Origin of the sequence: Bacillus paranthracis, from assembly GCF_024296885.1 — a bacterium.
In the GTDB taxonomy this organism is placed as follows: Bacteria; Bacillota; Bacilli; order Bacillales; family Bacillaceae_G; genus Bacillus_A; species Bacillus_A paranthracis.
Genome location: NZ_CP101135.1, coordinates 4916248 through 4941826, shown reverse-complemented (window position 1 = coordinate 4941826; position 25579 = coordinate 4916248). Strand labels below are relative to the sequence as shown.

At 36.4% G+C, this 25579-nt stretch carries 23 protein-coding genes; 14 read left to right on the top strand and 9 right to left on the bottom strand.

Annotated features, from left to right (window positions below):
• Positions 1 to 400: 400 nt before the first annotated feature.
• The 3 genes from NLJ82_RS25695 to NLJ82_RS25685 all read left to right on the top strand — a co-directional run bounded on the left by NLJ82_RS25695 (position 401) and on the right by NLJ82_RS25685 (position 5983).
• Entirely contained in the window at positions 401 to 3328 is a 2928-nt protein-coding gene (locus tag NLJ82_RS25695; protein ID WP_001028700.1) for an isopeptide-forming domain-containing fimbrial protein, read from the top strand.
• Between the two features lie 23 nt (positions 3329 to 3351).
• On the top strand, positions 3352 to 5046 hold the full coding sequence (locus tag NLJ82_RS25690) for a SpaH/EbpB family LPXTG-anchored major pilin (RefSeq protein ID WP_000755296.1): 1695 nt from the start codon (positions 3352 to 3354) through the stop codon (positions 5044 to 5046).
• Positions 5047 to 5164: 118 nt separating this feature from the next.
• Entirely contained in the window at positions 5165 to 5983 is an 819-nt protein-coding gene (locus NLJ82_RS25685; RefSeq protein ID WP_000827782.1) for a class C sortase, read from the top strand.
• Positions 5984 to 6036: 53 nt separating this feature from the next.
• Here the strand turns inward: NLJ82_RS25685 and NLJ82_RS25680 are convergent, their stop codons facing one another.
• The 3 genes from NLJ82_RS25680 to NLJ82_RS25670 all read right to left on the bottom strand — a co-directional run bounded on the left by NLJ82_RS25680 (position 6037) and on the right by NLJ82_RS25670 (position 9235).
• Complete coding sequence (locus tag NLJ82_RS25680) at positions 6037 to 6417, bottom strand: VOC family protein (protein WP_000609840.1); 381 nt, start codon at positions 6415 to 6417, stop codon at positions 6037 to 6039.
• A 194-nt stretch (positions 6418 to 6611) separates the two neighbouring features.
• Positions 6612 to 7769: an acyltransferase gene (locus tag NLJ82_RS25675; protein WP_000194291.1), complete on the bottom strand. Its 1158-nt coding sequence runs from the start codon at positions 7767 to 7769 to the stop codon at positions 6612 to 6614.
• Positions 7770 to 8017: 248 nt separating this feature from the next.
• Positions 8018 to 9235 carry a dicarboxylate/amino acid:cation symporter gene (locus NLJ82_RS25670; protein ID WP_000649370.1) on the bottom strand — a complete coding sequence of 406 codons (1218 nt, stop codon included), beginning with the start codon at positions 9233 to 9235 and terminating at the stop codon, positions 8018 to 8020.
• Between the two features lie 223 nt (positions 9236 to 9458).
• Between NLJ82_RS25670 and NLJ82_RS25665 the strand changes: the two genes are divergently transcribed.
• The 5 genes from NLJ82_RS25665 to NLJ82_RS25645 all read left to right on the top strand — a co-directional run bounded on the left by NLJ82_RS25665 (position 9459) and on the right by NLJ82_RS25645 (position 12395).
• Complete coding sequence (locus tag NLJ82_RS25665) at positions 9459 to 9761, top strand: PTS sugar transporter subunit IIB (protein WP_001023546.1); 303 nt, start codon at positions 9459 to 9461, stop codon at positions 9759 to 9761.
• A gap of 14 nt (positions 9762 to 9775) precedes the next feature.
• Entirely contained in the window at positions 9776 to 11077 is a 1302-nt protein-coding gene (celB, locus tag NLJ82_RS25660; RefSeq protein ID WP_000617774.1) for a PTS cellobiose transporter subunit IIC, read from the top strand.
• Between the two features lie 9 nt (positions 11078 to 11086).
• Positions 11087 to 11404 (top strand): PTS sugar transporter subunit IIA, encoded by a 318-nt coding sequence (locus NLJ82_RS25655; RefSeq protein ID WP_000379638.1) that lies wholly within the window; start codon positions 11087 to 11089, stop codon positions 11402 to 11404.
• Between the two features lie 133 nt (positions 11405 to 11537).
• Positions 11538 to 11987, top strand: a complete 450-nt coding sequence (locus NLJ82_RS25650) for a LytTR family DNA-binding domain-containing protein (RefSeq protein ID WP_000868207.1) — start codon at positions 11538 to 11540, stop codon at positions 11985 to 11987.
• Positions 11988 to 11990: 3 nt separating this feature from the next.
• On the top strand, positions 11991 to 12395 hold the full coding sequence (locus NLJ82_RS25645; RefSeq protein ID WP_000460270.1) for a DUF3021 domain-containing protein: 405 nt from the start codon (positions 11991 to 11993) through the stop codon (positions 12393 to 12395).
• 92 nt (positions 12396 to 12487) lie between these two features.
• Here NLJ82_RS25645 and speD read toward each other — a convergent pair whose 3' ends face one another.
• Entirely contained in the window at positions 12488 to 12859 is a 372-nt protein-coding gene (gene speD / locus NLJ82_RS25640; protein ID WP_000456819.1) for an adenosylmethionine decarboxylase, read from the bottom strand.
• 27 nt (positions 12860 to 12886) lie between these two features.
• Positions 12887 to 14032, bottom strand: a complete 1146-nt coding sequence (locus tag NLJ82_RS25635; RefSeq protein ID WP_001123989.1) for a polyamine aminopropyltransferase — start codon at positions 14030 to 14032, stop codon at positions 12887 to 12889.
• A 383-nt stretch (positions 14033 to 14415) separates the two neighbouring features.
• Here NLJ82_RS25635 and NLJ82_RS25630 point away from each other — a divergent pair, with 383 nt between their 5' ends.
• The 5 genes from NLJ82_RS25630 (at position 14416) to chbG (ending at position 18633) form a co-directional block, all read left to right on the top strand.
• A complete protein-coding gene (locus NLJ82_RS25630; protein WP_001023569.1) occupies positions 14416 to 14718 on the top strand; it encodes a PTS sugar transporter subunit IIB in 303 nt (100 codons plus the stop codon).
• 16 nt (positions 14719 to 14734) lie between these two features.
• Entirely contained in the window at positions 14735 to 16042 is a 1308-nt protein-coding gene (gene celB / locus NLJ82_RS25625; protein ID WP_001168828.1) for a PTS cellobiose transporter subunit IIC, read from the top strand.
• Between the two features lie 183 nt (positions 16043 to 16225).
• Positions 16226 to 16549, top strand: coding sequence for a PTS lactose/cellobiose transporter subunit IIA (locus NLJ82_RS25620; protein WP_000989050.1), 324 nt, complete (start codon positions 16226 to 16228; stop codon positions 16547 to 16549).
• Positions 16550 to 16552: 3 nt separating this feature from the next.
• Positions 16553 to 17878 carry a 6-phospho-beta-glucosidase gene (gene celF, locus NLJ82_RS25615; RefSeq protein WP_000145749.1) on the top strand — a complete coding sequence of 442 codons (1326 nt, stop codon included), beginning with the start codon at positions 16553 to 16555 and terminating at the stop codon, positions 17876 to 17878.
• A 50-nt stretch (positions 17879 to 17928) separates the two neighbouring features.
• Entirely contained in the window at positions 17929 to 18633 is a 705-nt protein-coding gene (gene chbG, locus NLJ82_RS25610) for a chitin disaccharide deacetylase (RefSeq protein WP_000593481.1), read from the top strand.
• A 38-nt stretch (positions 18634 to 18671) separates the two neighbouring features.
• On the opposite strand, the gene NLJ82_RS25605 is transcribed toward chbG, so the two are convergent.
• Positions 18672 to 19853: a chromate transporter gene (locus NLJ82_RS25605; protein ID WP_000429769.1), complete on the bottom strand. Its 1182-nt coding sequence runs from the start codon at positions 19851 to 19853 to the stop codon at positions 18672 to 18674.
• Positions 19854 to 20042: 189 nt separating this feature from the next.
• Here NLJ82_RS25605 and exsM point away from each other — a divergent pair, with 189 nt between their 5' ends.
• Positions 20043 to 20456 (top strand): exosporium regulatory protein ExsM, encoded by a 414-nt coding sequence (exsM, locus tag NLJ82_RS25600; protein WP_000207029.1) that lies wholly within the window; start codon positions 20043 to 20045, stop codon positions 20454 to 20456.
• Between the two features lie 177 nt (positions 20457 to 20633).
• On the opposite strand, the gene NLJ82_RS25595 is transcribed toward exsM, so the two are convergent.
• The 3 genes from NLJ82_RS25595 to tagO all read right to left on the bottom strand — a co-directional run bounded on the left by NLJ82_RS25595 (position 20634) and on the right by tagO (position 25425).
• Positions 20634 to 23309 carry a sigma-54-dependent transcriptional regulator gene (locus NLJ82_RS25595; protein ID WP_000820984.1) on the bottom strand — a complete coding sequence of 892 codons (2676 nt, stop codon included), beginning with the start codon at positions 23307 to 23309 and terminating at the stop codon, positions 20634 to 20636.
• A 104-nt stretch (positions 23310 to 23413) separates the two neighbouring features.
• Complete coding sequence (locus tag NLJ82_RS25590) at positions 23414 to 24151, bottom strand: polysaccharide deacetylase family protein (protein WP_000597163.1); 738 nt, start codon at positions 24149 to 24151, stop codon at positions 23414 to 23416.
• Between the two features lie 200 nt (positions 24152 to 24351).
• Entirely contained in the window at positions 24352 to 25425 is a 1074-nt protein-coding gene (gene tagO / locus NLJ82_RS25585) for a UDP-N-acetylglucosamine--undecaprenyl-phosphate N-acetylglucosaminephosphotransferase TagO (RefSeq protein ID WP_000378309.1), read from the bottom strand.
• Positions 25426 to 25579 lie beyond the last annotated feature (154 nt).

Here is a 25579-nt window from a genome sequence, read left to right as displayed (position 1 = left end):
AATTAATTTGTTTTTCTATATATGTACGCTTTAAGTGTTTTGAATATTCTAAAATTGGAGTATGCCAATTGTTAGAATATTATGGAAAAGTTTTTTTGAAATAAATATAATGAACGTACAAATTAAATATTGGCATTGTTTTACATGATGGGAAAGGTATTCAACTGTTTTTAAGGTAGGAAAAGGAGACATACATAGTTTATATGTTGGTTTGTTTGAACTTTTTACTGGATGATCATTCAGTAAATTTTCTTATACATATAAGGATGAAGCGTTCCTTTGGAAATTACCGATCCTCACTCTTAATGATGTAAATTAATTTTCCTGTTTGACATGGAAAGTACAATGCAAATGCCGTAGTAATAAGTCAAGAAGTCTGGGGAGGAGTGGGATATCGTATATGAACATATGGAGGCGAAAAAAGAAGCTAAGAAGACAAAAAACCTTTTTAGTACTGTTGATGCTTTTATTAGTGTTCGCGGATATACCTATCAGTTTTATTGACAACATGACGATGCATGCGGAGACAGATTCTATAACAGAACAACCGAAAGATATAGAGATAGGTTCTGTAAAAGAGCAGCCAAATCCAGAAGCTGTGAAAGATTTTGATCCAGGTCCACCTTATGAGCACAATGTAGCAAAGGATATTCCTGTAGAGGTTGGAGAGGAACGGATTGGGACGTCTTCCTGGATAAAAGATATTGCACCAGCAAGTTTAGTAGATAACACGTGCGTTCAGCAAAATAGAGTTGTACTTAAAAATGGTGGATTTGAAAAGCCAAGGATAACGAAAGACTTCTTTATTGATCAAGATAATGTAGAGGGCTGGAGAACGACAGATCGCTATAAAGTAATCGAAATTTGGAGAACGAGAGATAGAATACCATTGCCTTCACCACTTCCAGCAGAAGGAGAGCAATTTGCCGAACTAAATGCAAGGGAACCTGGCATGTTATATCAAGATGTGAAAACGACTCCAGGGCAAACGATTTATTGGAGATTAGCTCATAGGGGAAGAGATGGGAAAGATACGATGCGAGTTCGTATCGGATCAGCAAGTGCGAATATTACTTCCTTACCTACTATTCAAACGATGGAAGATGATAATAAAGCGTGGGGTCGCTATAGCGGGACTTATACAGTTCCAGCAGGTCAAACGTTAACTCGATTTGGTTTTGAGGCTGTAAAAACATACGGAAATGTCCTATCAGTAGGAAATTTCCTAGATGATATTTTCCTAGGAACAGAACCTTGTGTTACGGCAACAAAATCTGTAAGTCCAGAAGGAAAAGTGTATGCGGGAGATGAGTTGACGTATACAGTGAACGTTAAAAACCACGGCGGAGATGTTGCTGGTGAAGCAATGTTCACTGACATGATTCCAGATGGAACAGAATATGTACCGGGCTCCATAAAACTAAAAGCTGATGGAACCGAAAAAGCTATAACAGATGCAGAAGATAATGATGCAGGCTTTTATAAAGACAAAAAAGTCACTGTTAAATTAGGCGATGTACAAAATACAGAAGAGGATCCAAATGGAATTACAGTTCAATTTAAAGTAAGGGCTTTACCAAGTTATATTGGAAAGCAAGTTACAAATAAGGCAAGAATAGATTATGGCAACTTATTGAAGGGCTCAAAGGAATATACAAATTCCAATGAAGTTGTAAACGAGGTTATTGCAAGAAACCCTGAAATAGAGTCGGTTAAAGAAGTGAAAAATGTACAAGGTAAGAGTAGGTATGAGGTCGGAGATACAATTGAATACACAGTTAAAATGCGTAACAAAATTGAGAATAGCATCGCGAAAAAGATTATAATAGAAGATTCATTACCAAACGGGGTAGATTATGTACCAGGGACCATTAAAGTAGATGGAAAAGCGGTGACGGACGCTGTAGATCAAGATAGCGGCCACTATACGATAGGTAAAGTGATTGGGAATTTAGGTGATATTACAGATACAGGATGGCATACAGTTACCTTCCAAGCGAAAGTAAAATTGGATCAGTTAGATAAAACGATTCGTAACATAGGAAAAATAACAGGTGAGAATATTACACCACAAGAACCAGAGAAATCTATTGTAATAGAACCGAAAGATCCAAAGCTAGAAACGGTAAAAGAAGCAAAGAACTTACAGCAAGGTAAGAGCATATATGAAGTCGGAGATACGATTGAATATACAGTGAAAATGCGTAATAACGTGGCGAGTAGCGTGATAAACAATGCTATTATTGAGGATCCATTACCAGAAGGTGTGGAATATGTGCCAGGGACGATTCGAATAGATGGGAAGGTTGTCACAGATGCTGAAGATGGGGATAGTGGCCATTATAAGACTGGAAAAATAACCGGGAAGTTTGGAGATATTCGAGATACAGAGTGGCATACAGTAGTGTTCCATGTGAAAGTGAAAACGAATCAAGCAGGGAAAGAAATAGTAAATAAAGCGAAGGTAACGGGAGAGAACATTACACCGCAGGAACCTGAAAAACTAGTAAAAGTAGATTATAAGAATCCGAAAGTGGAATCAGTGAAAGAAGTAAAGAACTTACAACAAGGTAAGAAGTATGAAGTAAAAGATACGATTGAATATACGATTAAGGTTCGTAATACAGTCAAAGATAGCATCATAAGAAATTCTTTAGTAGAAGACCAATTGCCAGAAGGTGTGGAATATGTACCAGGATCAATTCGGGTGGATGGCAATATAGTAACGGATGCCGAAGATACTGACAGTGGTCATTATAAGGCTGGAAAAGTAATAGGGAAACTAGGCGACATTCAAGATACCGAATGGCATACAATCGTATTTCAAGTGAAGATAAAAGATGGTTATGAAGATAAAAAAATACTGAACGTAGGTACGGTAAAAGGAGATAATATTTCTCCACAAAAACCATCAGTAGAAATAGCAGTGGAACCTCCTCCGTCAGGGAAGATTGAAATTGAAAAAGTAGATGCAAAGGATCATACGTTGAAACTGAAAAATGCAGAGTTTCAAATTATCGATAAAGATGGAAATGTAGTCGGAAAATTAGTAACCGATGAAAGTGGAAAAGCAATTTCTGAACCGCTATTATTCGGTAAATATGAAATTAAAGAAATAAAAGCACCGACAGGTTACATGATCTTGAAGGAATCAATTCATGTAGAACTTACATCACCTTTGCAAAAGTTGAAAGTAGAGAACAACAAGAGTGAATGGGTCATTCCGAATACAGGAGGGTTTGGAACAAATCTCATTTACTTATTTAGCACATTGCTCATTGTGTTAACGCTATTTCTCTATTTCCGAAAAGGGGACAGTAATTTATAAAATATAAAGGGGGCAATACGAGTATGAAAAAGGTATTTAGTATGGTTTTAGCATTTATATTAATGCTTTCAACGCTGCCAAGTGCATTTGCAGCAAATGAGGTTCCGACAAAAGGGTCTTTAACGATTCATAAATATGCGCATGAAAAAGATGGACAAAAAGGTGAAGAAGGAACTGGTGAACCTGGTCAGAAAGTTCCTGAAGGGGCAACACCGATAAAAGGAGTAAAGTATGAAGTTGTAAAAGTTGCAACTTTTAAAGTGATTGAAAGAAATGGAGAAATTGTAAAAGAAGCTGTTGAGAAAGTTGACAATGCAACACCTATTAGCGACGTAACAGGTGAAGATGGTACAGTAACTTTTAAGGACCTTCCAATCGGTCGTTACTTAGTGAAAGAAGTTAGCGGTCCAGATAACGTAAATATAAATACAGAGCCATATACAATTGATATCCCAATGACTGATAAAGAAGGTAAAAAATTAAACTACGACGTTCATATTTATCCAAAAAATGAAATCAAGCGTGGAGCAGTAGAATTAACGAAAGTAGACGATGCAGGAAAACCATTAAAAGATGTAGAGTTCACGCTATATCATAAAGGGACTGATAAAGTAGTAGTAGATAAAGCAGGAAAAGAATTAAAGGATCTAAAGACAGATAAGGATGGTAAAATCCGCGTTGACGGTTTATTGTATGGAGAATATTATTTCAAAGAGTCAAAAGCACTAGAAGGGTATGTTTTAGATCCTAAAAAATATGAATTTAAAGTTGAAAAATCAGGTGCATTCCCTAAAGACGGTCAAGCAGGCTATGGGGAAATTGTAAAACTAGATAAAATTATAAACTATAAAAAACCGACAATTGATAAGAAGATTAACGGTAATTTAAATGGTTTACCAATTAACGTAGATGAAGAATTCACATACGACATTAAAACGAAACTACCAGGTGATATTCATCTGTACAAGAAATACGTAATAACAGATAACGTGGATCCAAGATTAACAATTATCGGTACACCAGTTGTTACAATTGATGGTGAAAAAGTATCTTCTGATGTTGTAAAAGTGACGTTAGGTGAAAAGACTGCTGCAGGTCAATTAGTGACAGTGACTGTAGAGAATTTTGCAGCGTTAAAAGATAAAAAAGAACTACATTTGCAAATCAAGGCGAAAGTAAATGGAGATATTAACGGTGGAACAGTAATAGAAAATATAGCAAAAATCGATTATGAAACTGGTGATAAAGTAACACCACCAGACGATGAAACAACAACACCTCCTGTAAAGGTTATCGTAACTGATGGCAAAATTTCATTGAAAAAAATTGACGGTGCAACTAAAGATGCTTTAGAAGGTGCGAAATTTGAATTACGAAAAGATGGTAAAGTTGTAAAAGTAAAAGGTGTTGACGTTGTCGGCGTATCTGATAAAGATGGGATAATTAATTGGAACAACATTCCTTACGGTGAATACGAAATCGTTGAAATTGAAGCACCGAAGTATACGGATAAAGGTGAAGTGAAATCTTATCAAAAATTAAGAGAGCCAATTAAAGTTAAGATTGATAAGGATAACCAAACGGTGAAATTAACTGTAGAAAATAATAAGAGTGGCTGGATTCTTCCTGCAACAGGTGGAATTGGGACAATTCTCTTCACAGTAGTTGGCCTTGTATTAATGGGCGCAGCGTTTATGTTCTTAAGAAGAAAAGCTTAATAAGCGTACGAGTATAGGGAGAAAAGAGGGAGAAAGAACATCTTCCTCTTTTCGTTATTTACTGCTAGGTAAATAGCGAGATAAATGGAACTACATATGCATAATAAAGGGGTATATTATGAAACGTAATATTATTTTTGGATGCATCTTTTTAGTAGGACTTAGTATTTTTTTATACCCGACGGTGAGTAATTGGTTAGCGACAAGAGCGCATTATTCTGAAGTAAGTACATATGACAAAAAGGTGAAAGAGCTGCAAAGGGAAGAAATTAAACGTAAAGAAAAAGAAGCGAAAGAGTACAATGAGAAACTACAACAGGAGAGACAGACCGTTACAGACCCATTTCGTTCCGATAAGAGTGGAAATTCCAGTTCTTACGTAGATATGTTGAATGTAGGAGAAGTAATGGGCTATGTAGAAATTCCTAAAATTAATGTGAAGCTTCCTATATATCATGGAACGTCTGAGGATGTTTTAAGTAGAGGGGTAGGTCATATAGAGAATTCCTCTTTGCCAGTTGGCGGAGGAGGAACACATTCTATTTTGACTGGACATAGGGGGTTGCCATCTGCTGTATTATTTACAGATTTGGATAAATTAAAAGAGGAGGATATTTTTTATATTCATTCTTTAGATAAAGTATTAGCATATAAAGTAGATCAAATTAAAGTAGTGCTACCAGAAGAAACGGATGATTTAACAGTAGCTGAAAATCAGGATTATGTGACACTAATTACATGTACGCCATATGGTGTAAACACGCATAGGTTGCTCGTTCGAGGACACCGTGTTCCGTATGACGAAAAGGAAAAAGAAAAGATTAAGGAAGTTGTTGGAGTAGATAAACGAATGATAGGAGCAGGTGCTATCATTGTAGGTGCATTTCTAATTGCTTTATATAGAAGAAAGAAGCGTAAAACTATAGAGAAAATATAAAATGGTTCTCCTTTCAATGTATATGTATGAAAGGAGAACCATTTTTTGGCCTATTATTTGCGTTCCATTACCGCAAAGTAATTGTTTTCATTATCAGCAAAGTTAAAAGCTCTGCCAGTAGGTAAATCTACAACTTGTCCAACAGTAACGTTTTTCTTAGAAAGATCTTTATATAGTTGATCTAAGTTGTTAGAGAAGAACATAAGTGAAGGAGTACCTAAGTTTAATTCAGGTTGCATCTTTGCAATTAACTCTTTATCGTGAAGAACGATGCTTGTTCCTGCTTCTTTTGACGGTGCAATTTCAATCCAGCGAAAACCTTGTCCGTTATTTTCTTCCGCAATAATTTGGAATCCTACTGTCTCAGTCCAAAATTGCATGGCTTCATCTTGATTATTTACATATAACATAATTTGTCCAATTTGATTAATCATAGGTGTATCCTACTTTCTTTTCTTGTATGAAATTCTATCCCGCATTAACGGGCAGTAAGACTCCTACCTCAACATTCAGCAAAAGAAAAGAAGTTAGGTGGAGAATCAACTGCCCGTAAATGCCAGGTTGGTTCAATTAATAATCAGTGGGGGATGAAGAACTCCTCCACTGATTAAAGTTTCACTTTATTATATCAAAGATATGGTTTGAATACCTTTTCGTGATTTTTCCGAAGTACAATCTTCGCCCATCTCATATTTGCCCTAGGAGAAGGACCTGTAATCCACGTATGAAATGGTAGTGCACTGCATATGACCATTGCTGAAATCGAGATTGTGGCTGTTATTGTAAATAATAATAGGCTATATAATATTGTGTTTTCTTGCAGTGTGAATAGAGAAAGAAACTTTGTACATAGTTGCAAGAAGAAAAAGTGAGCTAAATAAGCACCATATGTGTAATTCCCGATAAATCGTAAAGCTTTATATAAGAAACCGCGTCTCTGTACGATTGTAATAGAAAGCACGTAAAGTATGATAATTTCGCATACGATATATAAAAACATAGATGGCTTTAAATAAGTCGAAACGGTTAAATGAATAGAGTTTGCGCCGTAAAAACTAAATAACTCATAATTGATGAATAAAAATAAGATAAAAAATAAGATTGTAATAAGCGGAATATGTTTTATGACAAATGTACGCCACGCTTTTAGTGCGACAGCAGCGATTCCTCCCATGACGAAATAGAATGAGTAGAAGAAGAAGGAACGGTCTGTATAATGTAAAATGGTTGAGCTAGTCAATTTCTCGCCATTAAAAATGTAGTGCGAAGAATACCACATTAAGAGGAAATATAGGCAAGCAAAGACGGTCATATATTTATATATGTCTTTTTTATTTTCTGTTCGTTTTTGAAACCAATAAAATAGTGTGCACAGTAAAGGGAACAGTAGGTGAATTTGAAACATCATAATCACATACCAAAGATGGGGTGCGGCTGTTCCGAGTAATAAACTTTTTATTCCGCCTTGTAATGTGATCATATCGTTTGTTGTTAATAAGTAAAGAATAGACCAGAAGAGATAAGGAATGAGTAAATGTGCAGCTTTTTCGGAAATATATTCTTTGTATACTAATTGCTTTGTATAGTGACGAATTAAGTGGAAGCCGACGATAAATATGAATGCAGGTGCTGAAAATTTTGCAAGGTTAAATAGCATGCCCATAATGAGGGATTGCTCAAGTAAGACATTTTCTTGATTCATTGTATATAATAACGAACTTTGCAAAACGACAGCAAGGAATGCAATGCTTTGCAAAACTTTAAATTCTGGTGCGCTTTGAGTCATTATGTCCATCTCCTTTTCCATACATGATTATAGTACGGAGAATGGATAATGGATGTGGAATATTTGTGAAGATTTTAACAAATTTGTGGCGGAGTGGATTATATCGACGATTTTTCAGATATATCGTTCATAACTTCAAATATATCAACGATTTTTTCAATATATCGACGTTTCGACAAGGGATATCGACTTATCAACAAATAACGACAAAAAGAGGATGCTCAAAACGAGCATCCTCTTTCTATCTATTAAGCAAATTTGTTTTTGATCCAGTTCTTACCTTCTACAAGGCGAGCTGTCATTACGGCACAAGCGTTATCTGCTGTTACGTTTAACATCGTTGCAGGAGGATCAATGATTGTACTGATTGCTGCGATAATTGGCAATGCTTCTGGCGGGAAGCCATATAAAGAAACGATTAACATTTCACCAATCATACCGCCGCCTGGAATAGCGCCCATTACTGTTCCTACTAATAGAGAAACAACAAGTGCGATTGCTAATGTTTTCGGTCCTTCGAATTCCATGTTGAAAATACCGAATAAGAAAGCAATTTTTAATACGCCGCCTAAAACAGAGCCGTCTTTATGAAGTGTAGATCCAAGAAGGACAACTGTTTCACGAACGTCAGAAGAGATACCCATTTTCTTCGTTGCTTCTAAGTTCGCTGGAATACTTGCGGCACTACTACAAGTTGCAAGAGATGTAACTGTAGGAGAGACCATGTTCTTCCAAAATACTTGTACACCTTGCTTGCGACCTGCAAGGTATGCATAGAACGTAAAGAATACAAAGAAGTAAATGAGAGATGCTGGATAGTATACCATTGCTGCTCGGAAGTAAGTTCCAAGAAGCTGCGGTCCGAATTCACCAACTAATGCTGCGAAGTAAGCAGCAAGTCCGATTGGAGCGTAGTACATAATGAAAGATACGACTTTCATTGAAATTTCTGCACCAGCTTGTAAGAATGTAGCGAATGGTTTTCCTTTTTCACCAACTGCTGAAGTTGCAATCCCCATTAAAATAGAGAAGAAAATAAGAGCTAACATATTTTCACGAGATAGTAACTTCGAGAAGTCAGATACTGTTAGAATACCGACGATTTGATCTGCAACACTAACTGCTTTTTCAGCTTTGTCAGGTTGGGTTAGTTCTAATACAACACCTTGTGCTGGCGGGAATACTTTCACGACAATAATCATAAAAATAGCAGCTAAAATACTTGTAAATAAGAAAGTCCCAGCCATACTAGACATAATTTTACCGAAACGTTTTAATCCATCCATATTAGCAATAGATGACGCGATGCTAAAGAACACTAACGGTACAACAATCGTAAACATTAAGTTTAAGAAAATGTCACCAAGCGGCTTTAAAGCAACTGCATCGGCACCCATGAAATAACCAATGAAACCACCAATTAGGATAGAAGATAATAAAATAAGTGGAAAGCGATATGCCTTCATAAATATATCCTCCTATCAATTAAAAAAATCATACTGAATTATTATAGCGAGTTAAAGTCCTCTTTACTAGGAGAATACGGATAGATGGAATAGCGTGAAAACCGAGAAATTTTTGTTTTTAAGCTCGGCATACAGCAGGAAATCTAGACATATATATTTGTAACCTAGTTGTGGTAAGGGATGCGCCATCATTTAGGTTGAGAAGAAGGGGGAGGGAAGCGAGATGAATATTTTGCTTTGCTGTGCAGCGGGAATGTCTTCCAGTTTGATTGTTACTAAAATGGAGAAAGCAGCAGAGGCAAGAGGAATAGAGGTAAAGATTTGGGCTGTATCAGGTTCTGAAGTAAATAGCCATATTGATAAAGCCGATGTACTTTTACTTGGGCCACAAGTACGTTATTTATTACCGAAAATGAAGGAATTATGTAAGGAGAAAGGGGTACCTGTTGATGTCATTCAATCCGTTCATTACGGACTTTGTAATGGGGAAGCTATCTTGCAAGCAGCTTTGTCAATGAAACCATGAGGAGAGTGGGATAGATGATACGGTTTTTAGAGAAATATGTAATGCCGGTAGCAGGAAAGGTTGCAGAGCAGAGGCATTTGCTAGCAATTCGTGATGGACTTGTATTGACGATGCCGTTCTTAATTATAGGATCATTTTTCCTCATCATTAGTGCTTTACCAATACCAGGTTATAATGATTTTATGGCAGGTTTGTTTGGGGAGAATTGGCAGAGGGCTTTGGGGTATCCAGTTAGTGCAACTTTTAATATAATGGCTTTAATAGCTGTTTTTGGAATCGCTTACAGACTTGGAGAATATTATAAAGTGGACGCTTTAGCATCCGGGGCATTGTCGCTTGTGACGTTTTTACTTGCGACGCCATTTCAAGTTGCATATATTATACCAAGTACAAAAGAGAGTGTACTTGTAGAAGGTGCTATCCCAGCTGTATTAATGGGAAGCCAAGGGTTATTTGTAGCAATGATTATTGCACTTATATCTACTGAACTTTATCGGTTTATTGTACAAAAAAAGATAATTATAAAGATGCCAGAGACAGTTCCGCCAGCTGTGACACGTTCATTTGCCGCGCTTGTTCCAGGATTTATTGTTGTAACGGTTATTTGGCTTTTACGCTTAATTATAGAAAATACTTCTTTTGGCAGTATCCATAATATTGTAGGGCAAATTTTACAGGAACCACTTAGTGTACTTGGTGCTAGTCTTTGGGGCGCAATAATAGCTGTTATTCTCGTTCATGTTCTTTGGTCATGTGGAATTCATGGAGCTACTATTGTTGGTGGTGTAATGAGTCCCGTTTGGTTGTCGTTAATGGATCAAAACCGAATTGCTTACCAAGCAGGGCAAGATATACCAAATACGATTACTGCACAGTTTTTTGATTTATGGATTTATATGGGCGGATCTGGTGCAACGCTTGCTTTAGTTGTAGGAATGTTATTATTTGCCCGAAGTCAGCAATTAAAAAGTATAGGTAGATTGTCAATTGCGCCTGGTATATTTAATATTAATGAGATGGTAACTTTTGGGATGCCGATTGTCATGAATCCAATTTTATTAATTCCATTTATATTGGTTCCAGTTGTGTTAACAATTGTTTCTTACTTTGCAATGGAATGGGGATTAGTTGCTCGTCCGAGCGGTGCTGCTGTTCCTTGGACGACACCAATTCTATTTAGTGGATATTTAGGATCAGGTGGGAAAATTTCAGGTGTTGTTTTACAACTTGTTAACTTTGCGCTTGCATTCTTCATTTATTTACCGTTCTTAAAAATATGGGATAAACAAAAAGTGGCGGAAGAAAAGGGGGAGTAAAGAACTAAAATGGATACGATAGAAACGAAGGCCTTTCACTTAATCTTGCATGGGGGAAATGCGAGAAGTTGTTCAATGGAAGCAATTGATTGCGCGAAGCGTGGAGAGTTTACAGAAGCAGAAGCGAAATTACAAGAAGCGTTAGAGGAATTAAAAGAGGCACACCGTGTACAAACGGATCTCATACAGAAAGAAGCCGGTGGTGAAAAGACCGAAGTTACCCTTCTGATGGTGCACGCACAAGATCATTTAATGAATGCAATTACGGTGAAGGAATTAGCGAGTGAATTTGTAGAATTATATAGGAAGATGTCAGTGACTGAATGAACCTTGCTTATGCAAGGTTTTTTTATGTTTCGTAAAGATACTGTTATGGCGAAAAGAGAACCACTTACGCATAATTTTATTTATTATTTCCAAATTTATGTAAAAATGAAGTTGTAAAGGGGGTGGGAAGTAGATGAAAGTTCGCATCGAATTGGACCCATCACAAGACGAAGTAGAAATTATTATAAAAACAAAAGAAGTGACAGATGAAATTCAGCAGATTTTAAAAATAATTGAAGGAGGGAATGTGAATCAAATTGTTGGTGTGTTAAATCAGCAGTATTATTTATTGAATTTAAATGATATTTATTGGTTCTATACAGAAGAGAGAAAAGTTATGGCGCAAACGAAGAAAGGGAGTCTTGAGGTGAAGGCTCGCCTATATGAATTAGAAGAGCAGTTAGCTGCAAAGCATTTTGCTAGATTTTCTAAGTCGATACTTGCAAATTTAGGGCATGTCAAAAGCTTTGAAATGTCTTTTAGTGGCAGTATGTGTGCCCATTTTTCTAATGGAATGAAAGAATATGTTTCAAGGAAATATGTACCGCTCATTAAAGAAGCTTTAAATATAGGAGGAGGTTAAAAGATGTTTGATAGAATAGTTAATAAAATAGCCTTTGGACTCGGGATGGCGATGGTATATAGTCTATTGTTTTTATGGATTGGTTATGTAAAAGGAATGGAAACAGTAGAAACAAAAACATTAATTATGTATTTAGTTACGGCCAATATAGTAGGGCTTATCTTCTCTTTCGCTTCATTTATTTTTGAAAAGGAGGAATGGAGCATATTAAAGCAGACGATGATTCACTTTATTGTTTTACTAGGAACATTTTTACCTACAGCCATTTGGATTGGGTGGGTTCCAAATCGTTTCGGCCCAATTCTCGTTTGTATAGGAAGCTTTATTGTTATTTACTTCATTATATGGTTGATGATGACGTTATATTGGAAGCGAAAAATAGAAAAATTAAATCATCAATTAAGGTGAAAAAATATGTATGTGTCTGGACCATCAGTGGAATATGTGTTCCACTGATGGTATTTACAATCCTCCTTTTTACAAATGAGTAAGAGTGATATTTAATCGACAGTAACAATTTCTCCTATACCACGAATCAGTTTTTTTATATGCATCTCATTTGGTTTTAATATACTTACGATATAATCAATCGCTATTTGCGGTTCAACGGTTGTACCGCACGTATAACAATCAATGGCGGCAAAGTTTTTTTCTGGATAAGTGTGAATAGAGAGGTGGCTTTCTGATAGTAAAACTAAAACAGTAACACCATGCGGATTAAATTCTTTTGTACTTACGTTTAAAACGTGAGCACCAGATTGATCAGCAGCGTGAACTAAATGATGTTCTAAAAAGTAAATATCATCTAATAGGGAAAAATCCACTCCCCATAAATCTACTATTATATGCTTACCGAAAGTAGAATATTCCATAAGGTAGCGCTCCTTACTATAATGTTGTTAAAATTCCATTTCCTGTTTGTAACATTGATGTAGGACAAGATTCGATTCTGAGTTTAAAAGAGCGAGATTACGTTGTTCTAAATGTTCTTCTCTAAATTGAAATAAAGGAGAAAGAAGAGAAGGTAATGTTCGAGGTGTTGGCACTACATATAATTGCTCAATTTGATCGAGTACATAGGCAGAATTAGCGGCAATATGAAATCCCCAGTCAGTTCCGAAAGACGGAACGATTGTATGATAACTTTTCACAGTTAATCCCGCATGTTCAATTGTGTTACCGATACTCCAATATACTAGAGGTGCATCAGCAGGTGAATTAGATTGGCAGACGAATGCTCCGCCTTCTGTTAAGAATGTAGCTATCCGAGCAAAAAGTTCGCTTGTATATAAAGTACTTAAAATTTCTGTTGCTGGATCAGGAAAATCAATAATAATTACATCGTATAAGGATGAAGGAGAATTTAGAAATTCTTTCGCATCACATACGTGCACATTCACGCGACTATCCAAAAATGCATTGTTGTTTAAAGATACTATTTCTGGAACATTACGTGCCATATTAATCATTACCTCATCTAAATCAACAAGGTCTACATGTAGCACAGTTTCATATTTCAAAACTTCTCGCAGGGCAAGACCATCGCCACCACCTAATATGAGAACACGTTTTGGATCAATTACTTTTGACATAATTGGATGCACAAGAGCTTCATGATAAATTTGCTCATCGACGGAACTGAATTGTAGTTGCTTGTCCAAATATAAACGGATATCGCTTACTTGTAGCAAATGAATATTTTGATAATTGCTTTTTTCATTCAATAAACTTGTATGTTCACCAGCTTGTATTTCTTTTAAAGAAATTTCATCCCATATATCTAGGTTGTGTGAATCCATGGGTACTATGACTACATTTTCCGTTTGTGCTTGCTTGTCCTGTTTATCCTGTTTGTCCTGTTTATCCTGTTTATCCTGTTTGTCCTGTTTGTCCTGTTTGCCTTGTTTACCGTGCTTGTCCTGCTTATTTTCTATTTTCTGCTGTTCTAGTTCAAATTTGTTAGAGTCTAATTCAGAACGTTTGTCTTTTTTATAGCTTGTTATTCTATAAATCTTTATTTTGCTTTGTTTTCTATGTTTTGGCATAGGAATCCCCTTTCGAATTGTGTTACTTTACTCTATTCTATGTGATTTAGTAGAGTTTGCTTGGACAATAGATAGAGGAGTTTTTTTAATAGATTTTCACGCTAAAAAAATTTTTTAGTGTTTTTTTTGTTTTAAACACAACTAGACAACTAAACACTAATCTATTTTCATACAGTTATGTGTTAAAAGCGTGTTGTTTTATAACACACTGTGTGTTTTTTGATCGACACACTAATTGAAAGCGTTAACACACAAAGGAAATAGTCGAAAAAGTGCTGATTTTAGTGGTTTTAAAAAGTTGGCACGCTAATTGCATTAATAAATAGCGTAAAGAAAAATAAATAAAATATAAATTTTTTATACTACACAAGGGGGATTTTCAAATGAATATTTTATTATGTTGCTCAGCAGGGATGTCTACAAGTTTACTAGTTACAAAAATGGAAGCGGCTGCAAAAGCTCGCGGTTTAGAAGGAAAGATTTGGGCTGTATCTGGGGATGCAGTAAAAACAAATATCGATCAAGCAGACGTATTATTATTAGGACCACAAGTTCGTTACATGCTTTCTTCAATGAAAACGCTTGCTGATGAGAGAAACGTTGGAATCGACGTTATCAATCCAATGCACTACGGCATGATGAATGGAGAAGCAGTTTTAGATCATGCATTAACACTTAAAAAATAATTAGGGGGGAAGCAAAATGCAAAAGTTTATTGCATTTATGGAGAAATATATTGTTCCTGTCGCTGGTAAAATCGGATCGCAACGTCACTTAGCTGCGATCCGTGACGGATTTATTGCAGTTATGCCACTTATTTTAGTTGGTGCACTGGCATCACTAATTAATGGTTTTCCATCTGAAGCTTTCCAAGATTTCATGAAAGGTTTGTTTGGTGAAACGTGGAAACAAGTTGGCGGTGGAATGTGGACTGGTTCTTTCGCGATTCTAGCACTAATCATAGCATTTACAACAAGTTATAACTTAGCAAAATCTTACGGCGTTGATGGTTTGTCAGCAGGTATTATTTCATTTGGTGCGTTAATTATTCTTACGCCAACAACACCGAAAGAAGGCGGATTGAACTTAGTTTGGACAGGTGCACAAGGGTTATTCGTAGCAATTATTGTGGCACTCCTTGTTACTGAAGTATTCCGTTTCTTCGTACAAAGAAACATTACTTTTAAAATGCCTGATGGAGTACCACCAGCAGTTTTAAGATCTTTTGCAGCTATAGTTCCAGCATTTGTTATTTTAACAGTAGTTGCAGGTATTCAATTAGCAGTGAAATTAGCTGGTACAAGTGTTCATGAATTTATCTTTAATACGATTCAATCACCACTGCAAAGTTTAGCAGGGACATTACCAAGTGCAATTGTCATTGTACTCCTTGTTCATCTTCTTTGGTTCTTCGGTTTACATGGTCCGAATATTGTTGGTGGTATTATTGAGCCATTATACTTACCGGCATTAGAGAAAAACATGAAGTTATTCCAAGGTGGTACATCTGCATTTGATGTTCCAAACATCGTTACAAAACCATTCTTTGATACTTTCGTATATCTTGGTGGTTCTGGTGCAACATTAGCGTTCTTAGTAGTTGTATTACTTGTAGCAAAAAGTGCACAATTACGCGGTGTATCTCGCTTATCAATTGGTCCAGGTGCATTCAACATTAACGAACCAGTAATCTTTGGTACACCAATTATTTTAAATCCAGTTTTATTCTTGCCGTTTATCATAACACCAATCGTATTAGTAATTACTTCTTATACAGCTATATCTATTGGTTGGGTACCAAAAACAGTTGCGATGATTCCATGGGCAACACCACCAATTATTAGTGGTTATCTTGTAACAGGTGGGCATCTTTCAGGCGCAATTCTACAGTTATTCAACTTTGTAATTGCGATGGTAATCTATTATCCATTCGTTGTATTATGCGATCGTTCTGTTGTTCGTACTGAAAAAGCAGCAGCACAAGGAAATAACAACTCTGTACCTATGTAACACAGTAATTGTTCTCACAGATAACACTATCTGTGAGAACAATCACCTTTATATCATGTTCAAAAAGATGAGATCCATCTACAAGAACACCAAACTATCATTCATAAATTAATATTTTAATAGAAATGTTCAAACTGAAGGGGTATGTAAATCGGTTGAACGATAATAGAGAGGGCGGTAATTATGATGACTACAGCAGAACAAATTCCATTCCAATTGATTTTAAATAGTGGTAATGCACGAAGCTTTGCGATGGAGGCACTTCAATTTGCCAAACAGGGGAAAATGGCAGAGGCTGATGAAGCGATGGTAAAGGCGAAAGAAGCGATTAATGAAGCGCATCATTTCCAGACAGAGCTCATACAATCAGAAGCAAGAGGAGAAAAAACAGAGATTAGTGTTCTTTTAATTCACGCACAAGATCATTTAATGAATGCGATTACAGTAAAAGAATTAGCAGCAGAGTTTATCGATCTTTATAAAAAGCTTGAAGCGAAAGGGGAATAAAGCATGACTGGAATTAAAATTGCTACAATCGGCGGTGGATCTAGTTATACACCAGAGTTAATTGAAGGATTTATTAAACGTTATGATGAGCTTCCTGTTCGTGAAATTTGGTTAGTAGATATTGAGGCAGGAAAAGAAAAGTTAGAAATCGTTGGTAACTTAGCGAAACGTATGGTAAAAAAATCTGGTTTACCAATTGAGGTACATTTAACGCTTGATCGTCGCGAAGCATTAAAAGATGCTGACTTCGTAACGACGCAGCTTCGCGTAGGTTTATTAGAAGCTCGCGCAAAAGATGAAGCAATCCCGTTAAAATATGATGTAATCGGTCAGGAAACGAATGGTCCTGGTGGTTTATTCAAAGCATTGAGAACGATTCCTGTTATTTTAGATATTTGTAAGGATATGGAGGAGCTTTGTCCGAACGCATGGTTAATTAACTTTGCAAACCCAGCTGGTATGGTAACAGAAGCTGTTCTTCGTTATACAAATATTCAAAGAGTAGTTGGTCTATGTAACGTTCCAATCGGAATCCGCATGGGTCTTGCAAAATTGCTTGAAGTAGATGCAAGTCGTGTTCACGTTGATTTTGCAGGTTTAAATCACATGGTATATGGATTAGACGTATACTTAGATGGCGTAAGTGTAATGGATCGTGTGTTAGAACTTGTAACAGATCCAGAAAAGCAAATTACGATGGAAAATATCGCTGCGCTTAACTGGGAGCCAGACTTTATTCGCGGCCTTCGTGCAATTCCATGTCCATACCATCGTTACTACTACAAAACACGTGAAATGCTAGAAGAAGAGAAAGAAGCTTCGGTTGAAAAAGGTACACGTGCAGAAGTAGTAAAACAATTAGAAGATGATTTATTCGAGTTATATAAAGACCCGAATTTAGATATTAAACCACCACAATTAGAAAAACGTGGCGGAGCTTATTATAGTGATGCAGCATGTAGCTTAATTACGTCTATTTACAATAATAAAGGTGATATCCAGCCTGTTAATACACGAAACAACGGAACAATTGCAAGCTTGCCACATGATTCGGCTGTTGAAGTGAACTGTATTATTACGAAAGAAGGTCCAAAACCAATTGCAGTTGGAGATCTTCCAGTACCAGTTCGCGGTTTAGTACAACAAATTAAATCATTTGAGCGCACAACAATTGAAGCTGCTGTTACAGGGGATTATCATAAAGCGCTGCTTGCTATGACAATTAACCCACTTGTACCATCAGATAAAGTGGCAAAACAAATTTTAGATGAAATGTTGGAAGCGCATAAAGAATATCTTCCGCAGTTCTTCAAAAAGGTAGAGAAATAAAAGCGGCGCTATTTAGCCCGCTTTTTTTTTATCCTATTAGGAGGTTTACGATGATTAAATTAATTGTAAATGCAGATGATTTCGGTCTTACAGAAGGTACAAATTACGGCATTATTGATGGACATATAAATGGACTTGTAAATTCAACGACGATGATGATGAATATGCCAGGAACAGAGCATGCGGTACGCTTAGCAAAAGAGTATAAAACGTTAGGGGTAGGCGTACATCTCGTATTAACGGCAGGGAAACCGCTTCTTGGAGACGTACCATCACTTGTAAGTAGCGATGGATTGTTTCATAAACAAAGTGTCGTATGGGAAGGGAAAGTAAATCCAGAGGAAGTTGAGAGAGAGTGGACTGCTCAAATTGAGAAATTCCTATCTTACGGATTAAAACCAACTCATTTAGATAGTCATCATCACGTGCATGGATTGCCAATTTTGCACGATGTTCTTGAAAGGTTAGCTGTTAAATATAATGTTCCAATTCGTCGTTGTGAAGAAGAGCGAGCAGTACGCCCATTTTCTGACGTATTTTACAGTGATTTTTACGCAGATGGTGTGACGGAAGATTACTTTGCGAAGTTAAAAGAAAGAGTACAAGGTGAACATACGGTAGAAATTATGGTTCATCCAGCTTATATTGACCCAGAGCTTGTGAAGCGTTCTTCTTACGTAATGGATCGCGTGAAAGAATTGCGTATTTTAACAGAGAGTGAGTTGCCTGAAGGAATAGAGCTTGTAAAGTTTTAATAGAAAAAAGACGGCTACATTATGCCGTCTTTTTTTATTTACAAAATGGATAGAATATATCCGCCAAAGGCTCCAAGTATAACGATAACCCAAGGTGGTGTTTTCCAAAAAGCGAGCAAGCAAAATAGAAGAGATGCAAAAACAAAATCTACAGCGTTCATAATCGTGCTTGTCCAAATCGGGTCATAAAAAGCTGCTAATAAAATACCGACAACGGCCGCATTGACTCCAAGTAGTGCGCCTTGTATGAAAGATATTTTTCTCACACTGTCCCAAAAGGGTAAAACACCAATAACGAGTAAGAAAGCAGGAAGGAAGATCGCAATTGTTGCAAGTATGGCACCAAGCGTCCCGTTTAACACTGCTCCTATATAAGAGGCGAATGTAAATAGTGGTCCTGGCATTGCTTGTGTTAATCCGTATCCAGCTAGGAATTGTTCTTTCGTCATCATTCCGTTTTGTACGAACTCACCTTCAAGAAGGGGGAGGACGACGTGTCCGCCTCCAAATACAAGTGCGCCAGAGCGATAGAAACTATCAAATAAAGCGATGTAATAAGAGAACGGTCTTAATATTGGTAGCAGTAGTAATAGTCCGAAGAATAAGACGAGACAAGAAACTGCTATATTTTTTGAAATAGGTACTTTTATATGTTGAGATTGACTAATTGGTTCGTTGCGATATAAAAGCCAGCCGATAAAGCCAGATATGATAATGAGAGTGACTTGTGTCCAGCTACTTGGCCATAATAGGGCGATTGAGGCAGTTGCAATTGCAATCGTCGCACGATTTCGGTCTGGCGTTAATTTTTGCGCCATTCCCCATATGGCATGAGCGACAATAGCGACTGCTACAAGTTTTAGCCCATGAATCCAGCCAGCACTTCCAAGGTCGAACTGATTAAGGAATGAGGCGAAGAAAACCAAAACAAGCACAGACGGTAAAGTGAACCCAATCCATGAAATAATAGCTCCGAATACCCCGCCTCTTAATAATCCAACGCCCATACCGACTTGGCTGCTAGCAGGACCAGGGAGGAATTGACATAGTGCTACTAAATCTCCATAGATTCGTTCATCCATCCATTTTCTTTTTTCTACATATTCATGGTGGAAATAGCCGAGATGGGCGACGGGGCCACCAAACGAAGTAATTCCTAATTTAAATGAGACGAGAAAAATCTCTAATAATGTGTGAAAAGTGTATTTGTTATTTTCCAAAACGACCTCCTAGAATGTTTTTCTAAGTGCATTATACAAGAGGTAGTAAAGAAAAAGGAACGATTCTAATGTAAAGATTATGTGAATCTTTTCTTCGTAATTAACACTTGAAAAAGTCATAAATGATTATGTATAAACCATAAAGTAGTAGAAGTAGTGCTGGGAAATTTATATAAGGAGAATGCCCGTATGACAACACATTTCTTTGCGAGGTTAACAGGTAAGAGGGAAATACCTCCTGTAAATACAGAAGCTTATGGCGTAGCAGAGTTTATATTTAGTGAGGATTTAAAGAAGTTGCAATATCGGGTCATATTGAAAAACATCGAAAAAGTTACATCATGCCAAATTCATTTAGGGAAAGCAAACCAAATTGGTCCAATTGTTTTAAGTTTATTTGGTCCATTAAAGCAAGGTATTAGTGTTAATGAAGGAGTCGTCACTGGTGTAGTTAATGTGGGGGATTTTGAAGGGCCTTTACAGGGGCGAGCGTTTGATAGCTTACTGCAAGAAATCATTCAGGCGAATGTATATGTAAATGTTTATACGAAGTCCCATAAGAAGGGCGAAATAAGGGGGAGAATTAGGAAAGTAAAGAAGTAGCAAAAAGGCTGTTCATATTGAACAGCCTTTTCTGTTATAAGGTGCGAATTTTAGCGATTATTGACGGTAAATCGATATATTAGAAAAATCGCTGATAAAACTCGAGTTGCGCTGATATATTTTGAAAATCGCTGATGAAATCTGCGTTACGGTCGATATATTACAAAACTGCCACGATTAATTTTTTACAGGCTGATTTTTAATGAAGAAGTCCATAACATAAAACACTTCGTCATCAGGTATTTGTATTTCAAATGTATTTTCAATTGGCTGCAATGCTTTTTTTACTTTCATATACATCCAGTATTCATCTTGTCTTCGTTTCTCTTTATCTGGATGAGGGAGAAGGCTTTCTCCCTTTTGAAGACGGTCAACCATACAGCTCATATGCAGAATAACACCCATTAAACTGTCAGGAGTTAGCTGTAAGGAAATTAATTCTTGAATTGTATTTAATGCGTAACGAATTGTTTTGATAAGTAATGCTCCGTCGTTACGCTGCATTTGTTGTTCCAGGATATCAGCCATTTTTGCATATGTTTCTTCATACGTAATTAATTCTTGAATTGGCTGAATCGCTGTGTAGTTTACAATGTCTTGGAAATGATACGTTAAGCATGGCACTTGTACATCAAAATTCGTAACAATACAAATGATATTCCGCTCTTTTTTTATGTTCTCAATCATTTTCGTTAAATCTTTTTCATGGACGATACTAATCGGAATGATTTCAATTAAGTCTTTGTCAAATCGCAAATAGTTCTCCAACATTTTTTGAATAGCTAAAGCACTGCCTTCCCCAGTTAAACAAGCTGTCAAAATAACAGATTTCATTGGTGATAGTGGTTTTTTCTTTTCTTCTTGTACGTTTAAGTAAAACGGTGTTAAGTTCTTCACCGTTTCATATAATGCATCTAACGAGTAGCCAAGCTGAGCTTTTCGAGCCGCTTCTAGTGCATGTGGAGTGCTTGTCATGGAAAGAACACGCACTGGAATTTTGAACTCAGTTTCTAATATATCACCAATATAAGCGAGAGATCCCATATCAACGAGTAAGAGAAGCCCGTTTACATTTTGGAGTGTTTTCATATACACTTTCACACGCTCTAAGAAATCTTTCGGCGATTCATGTAACGGCATATCGATACCGGTTACTTCGTCAATGCCGAGCAGTTCATTTGCGACGTTTGCCATTTCTGTTGCTATGCCGTTGCCGTGCGCTAATATTAATACTTTTACTTCTGTTTGTGAGGCAGGAATTGGATCAACAACGAAGAACATTGTTAAAAAGCCTGCTTCATCGATAGGCATTGTTATTTGTAATTCGTCTTCCAGTAGTTGAATGCATTGCATAGCTACGGAAAAAGCTTCTTTATATTTCGTACGAATTTGATTTAATTGCGGGTGATGAATTTGTTTTCCGGCCTGTAAACGTTGTAGAGTTGTCTGTACATGTAAACTTAAAGCGAGAAATACTTTTTCATCGAACGTTTTGGATAAATGTTTTTCAGCAAGTTCAGCAATTTTTTCACAAACGGAAACGATATTACGATCTACAATTTTAAAAACATTTTCATGACTTGTCTTTTTTGACATTTGGTTAAAATATTGTACGAAAAAGCTTTGAATATCATTTTCTATTAGTAATTCTAATTCTTCCTCTTCAATACCACGAGCTTGAAGTTCTTCATATTTATAGTCAATATAATCGTAAATAGAAGACTGTTTTTCATTTTCTATTTTATGATTACTCCAACCTTCATCACCTGTAAATATAAATGTTTCATTCGGTATTTGGTATAGATGACGGCTCTTTCTTTCAATGAATAGTCCTTCTTTCATATACCAAGGTAAGTCTGTGCTTGAAACATAGACAGAATCACGTTTCTTTGTCACGAAGTCAGAATAGGCTTTCGCACAGGCAATTTGTACATCCGTTTTTAATTGGCCGATGTTATTGGGACAATTGTAAAAGACGAAAGCACGCATTGCATTCGGGCTAACGTGAATTTCTTTTCGCAAGCGAATTGCTTCATTTGTGAAAAATAGTTGCAGTAAAGCAAAACGTTCTTTATGTGTACGCTCACGAAGTGGTGGCAGCGTGACAGTCATTGGTATACGTCTTGTAAATGTTTTTAATAAAAATGAATTTGGTTCTTCTGTTGTTGCAGTAATGATTAATACTTGTGCTTTACGTTCGTTTTCTGTTTCTCCAAGGCGGCGATATACTCCGCGGTCAATAAAGGTGAAAAGCATTTCTTGTCCCTCTGGAGGAAGGCGATGTACCTCATCTAAGAAAAGGATTCCTTCATGTGCTTTTTCAATTAACCCTTTTTGATCACTTGCCCCTGTATACGCTCCTTTTTTAATCCCAAATACTTGCCCGAGTAGTAGCTGTGGGTTATTTGCATAATCAGCACAGTTAAAGACAATAAATGGTGCATTTTTAGGAAGCTGTTCAACTTCAATTGCATATTCGTGCATTAAAGAAGCAAACATGGATTTTCCGACGCCTGTTTCTCCGAGCAGTAAAGTATGCATACCGTTTGGAGGATAGAGAATAGAAGCTTTCGCTTTTTCGATTGCGATTTTAAGGCTCGTATTTTCAACTGCAAATGTATCTAATGAAGTTGCTTCTTTTGAATGCGTTTCCAACGAAGTGTTCGTTTCTATATAAAAACGAACAGGACGCGTATTTGTTTTTAATAAACGTTTATCTTTTACGAGTTTGTTTAAGTCGCTACTTACATTGGCTCGATCTAGCTGCAACAGGGTAGCGAGTTCTGATGCAGTTACACCTTCTGTATAATTGCTTTTTTGTATTGCGTTAAAAATGAGATCTATTCGTTTCATTTCTATTCACCTCGAAACTTCATCACTATTTAAAATTTTACACAAAAATGGGAAGGGTGGGAAGAGAAAAATAAAACAGCTTTAGCACATAGGCACTAAAGCTGTTACAATCTTGTGTCTTTCCAAAAGTTTACTTCGAGATGAGAAGATGGATTATAGGGAAGAAGCTTGTATCCTTGTGACTGTAAGTAATCAATTACTTGTGGCAGTATTTGTACGGTTACACTCGAATCATGCATTAAAATTACTTCGACTTGTTCATCGCTCTGATTACGTACCCTTTCTAGTATGGCAGAAGGGTTATCATAGCTTTTCCAGTCGTATGTATCGATTGTCCAATCCCACATTTTATACTGGGCTGATACAAGTGCATCACGGTAATTCTTTTTTAAATAAGGCATGCTACCATACGGGACACGAACGAGATGTGAATTTAATTTTGTAACTTGCTGAACGATGCTTTGTGTTTGTTCCATCTCTGTAATTAAAGCAGATGGATCACCGGTGTAAAGGCGTTTTACATCATGTGACATACTGTGAAGCCCGATATAATGTCCGTCTTTAATTAATCGTTGCATTGTCTTTTTATAATGTGGAACTTTTCCACCAATAACAAAGAAAGTTGCTTTTCCGTTCTTTTCTTTTAAGATGTTTAAAATTTGCGTAGTATATTTGTTTGGTCCGTCATCAAATGTTAAGTACGCGATTTTTTTGGTAGAAGAGGTAGTTTCGGTATTTGGATGATGTTCAGCAGGGGGAATGGTAGTCGCTCCTGCATGAGATGACGCGTACATAGTAATCGTTAAAAATAAAATAATGTATTGAAATACTCGCTTGATCATAACATTCACCCTCAGTTTGACAATCAAGATGTAAAAAAGAAAATATAATCCTTTTCTTATTATGTATATCTTTCTCCAATAGTGGAACTCTCAAACAAGCTATATTTTGGAAATGTAAAATAATGAATAAAAAATAGCATCCTCTTATAAGAAAGAGGATGCTATTTGAATATTTCATAATAGTAAAGGCTATACTACAATTAGTCTTCGCGTTTTTTCACTTTTTTATAAAAGGAAATAAGTGGTTTGTAACGTTCATGTACAAGTCCAATTACTTCAGCAATAATTTCTGTAAAGAAGATTAAAACGAAAAGAAGAATAATGGATAACCATAATGTTGCACTAGTAAAAATAATAGCATTTACGCTAAAGAAGATACCAAACGCGTATATAATTAGTACCGTTTTGCGATGTGAGAAGCCCATTGCAAGTAAACGGTGATGTAAATGCGATTTATCTGGTGCTGAAATAGGTTTTTTATTTACGATACGACGGATAATTGCAAATGCCGTATCAAATACAGGTACGCCTAAAATGATAACTGGAACGATAAAGCTGAATAACGTTACACTTTTGTATAATCCAAGTAACGATATAACAGAAATACAGTATCCTAAAAATAGTGCTCCTGTATCTCCCATGAAAATTTTTGCTGGATGGAAGTTGTAGAATAAAAATCCAATTGTACTTGCAAGTGCAATTAGTGCTAGAGGTAAAATGATAGCCGTTCCAGTACCCCATGGGCTAGTGAAGGCCATGTATGCTAGCGTTGCCAGTACGATAGATGAAATACCAGCGGATAATCCATCTAAGCCGTCAATTAAGTTGATGGCATTTGTAATACCTACAATCCAAAATACTGTAATTGGGTAAGCAAGCCATCCAAGTTCAGTATCCCCGAGGATCGGAATATATAATACTTGCACTAATAATCCACTTTTTACAATCATAATGGCAACTAATAGTTGTCCACCGAATTTTACCTTCGCAGATAACTCGTACATATCATCTAAAATACCGATGATTACAATGATAATCGCACCTAGCGTTATCGATAACATTCTTTGTTCGTATAAGCCACCGACAACAAATCCAACAGCCACACCAATAAATATTGCTAACCCGCCAAGACGAGGCATAATCTTTTGGTGCACTTTACGCGCGTTTGGCTTATCTGTTGCTCCTATTTTAAAAGCTAACTTAATAACTAAAGGAGTAACGACGAGTACAGTGATGAAAGATGCCAAAATGGCATAAATCACTTGTGAGTCCATTAATACCCCACCCTTTTATAGTCTAACGTAATTTTTTTTAATATATTTATCTGAAAATTATGATGTTTATTTACAGGCTCATAACATATGGTATCACAAAAAGATTAGAATTCAATCTTTTTTTCGTTTTATGGTAAATGGAAGCGGATAGAAT

Coding starts and splice junctions, on each gene's coding strand:
- tagO (WP_000378309.1), bottom strand. CDS start 25,425: ATGGACTCACAAGTGATTTATGCCATTTTGGCATCTTTCATCACTGTA.
- NLJ82_RS25635 (WP_001123989.1), bottom strand. CDS start 14,032: ATGCCAAAACATAGAAAACAAAGCAAAATAAAGATTTATAGAATAACA.
- celB (WP_000617774.1), top strand. CDS start 9,776: ATGATACGGTTTTTAGAGAAATATGTAATGCCGGTAGCAGGAAAGGTT.
- exsM (WP_000207029.1), top strand. CDS start 20,043: ATGACAACACATTTCTTTGCGAGGTTAACAGGTAAGAGGGAAATACCT.
- NLJ82_RS25670 (WP_000649370.1), bottom strand. CDS start 9,235: ATGAAGGCATATCGCTTTCCACTTATTTTATTATCTTCTATCCTAATT.
- NLJ82_RS25590 (WP_000597163.1), bottom strand. CDS start 24,151: ATGATCAAGCGAGTATTTCAATACATTATTTTATTTTTAACGATTACT.
- NLJ82_RS25685 (WP_000827782.1), top strand. CDS start 5,165: ATGAAACGTAATATTATTTTTGGATGCATCTTTTTAGTAGGACTTAGT.
- NLJ82_RS25695 (WP_001028700.1), top strand. CDS start 401: ATGAACATATGGAGGCGAAAAAAGAAGCTAAGAAGACAAAAAACCTTT.
- NLJ82_RS25655 (WP_000379638.1), top strand. CDS start 11,087: ATGGATACGATAGAAACGAAGGCCTTTCACTTAATCTTGCATGGGGGA.
- NLJ82_RS25675 (WP_000194291.1), bottom strand. CDS start 7,769: ATGACTCAAAGCGCACCAGAATTTAAAGTTTTGCAAAGCATTGCATTC.
- celB (WP_001168828.1), top strand. CDS start 14,735: ATGCAAAAGTTTATTGCATTTATGGAGAAATATATTGTTCCTGTCGCT.
- chbG (WP_000593481.1), top strand. CDS start 17,929: ATGATTAAATTAATTGTAAATGCAGATGATTTCGGTCTTACAGAAGGT.
- NLJ82_RS25645 (WP_000460270.1), top strand. CDS start 11,991: ATGTTTGATAGAATAGTTAATAAAATAGCCTTTGGACTCGGGATGGCG.
- speD (WP_000456819.1), bottom strand. CDS start 12,859: ATGGAATATTCTACTTTCGGTAAGCATATAATAGTAGATTTATGGGGA.
- NLJ82_RS25650 (WP_000868207.1), top strand. CDS start 11,538: ATGAAAGTTCGCATCGAATTGGACCCATCACAAGACGAAGTAGAAATT.
- NLJ82_RS25595 (WP_000820984.1), bottom strand. CDS start 23,309: ATGAAACGAATAGATCTCATTTTTAACGCAATACAAAAAAGCAATTAT.
- NLJ82_RS25630 (WP_001023569.1), top strand. CDS start 14,416: ATGAATATTTTATTATGTTGCTCAGCAGGGATGTCTACAAGTTTACTA.
- celF (WP_000145749.1), top strand. CDS start 16,553: ATGACTGGAATTAAAATTGCTACAATCGGCGGTGGATCTAGTTATACA.
- NLJ82_RS25680 (WP_000609840.1), bottom strand. CDS start 6,417: ATGATTAATCAAATTGGACAAATTATGTTATATGTAAATAATCAAGAT.
- NLJ82_RS25665 (WP_001023546.1), top strand. CDS start 9,459: ATGAATATTTTGCTTTGCTGTGCAGCGGGAATGTCTTCCAGTTTGATT.
- NLJ82_RS25620 (WP_000989050.1), top strand. CDS start 16,226: ATGATGACTACAGCAGAACAAATTCCATTCCAATTGATTTTAAATAGT.
- NLJ82_RS25690 (WP_000755296.1), top strand. CDS start 3,352: ATGAAAAAGGTATTTAGTATGGTTTTAGCATTTATATTAATGCTTTCA.